The organism is Pseudomonas sp. SIMBA_067 (genome assembly GCF_046534675.1).
In the GTDB taxonomy this organism is placed as follows: Bacteria; Pseudomonadota; Gammaproteobacteria; order Pseudomonadales; family Pseudomonadaceae; genus Aquipseudomonas; species Aquipseudomonas putida.
The window spans coordinates 1-231 of sequence record NZ_JAWRYH010001472.1 but is presented as its reverse complement, the minus strand read 5'-3'; the positions used below and the strand labels follow the sequence as shown (position 1 = coordinate 231).

At 61.9% G+C, this 231-nt stretch carries 1 pseudogene; it reads right to left on the bottom strand.

The features are described 5' to 3' along the window. Positions 1-231 (bottom strand): annotated as a pseudogene (locus SB765_RS34315) (hypothetical protein); the annotation flags it as partial.

Sequence of the window (231 nt, the reverse complement as noted above, 5' to 3'; positions counted from 1 at the left end):
CTGAGCCCCAACACCCCCCGCAACACCATCAGCTCACGGCTGTAGCGGGCCACCGTGGCAGGGAAACCGATGACCTCGTGGTACACCTGTACATTGGCTACACCGTCGGCGTGGCTGATGCTGACCCCGCCTTGGCGGATCTGCGAAAAGTCGGCGTCGAAATACACCCATACCTTGCAGGTGCCACCAGGTTCGATGGCCGGGATATCTACCTGCGCGGTGGCGTTTTCC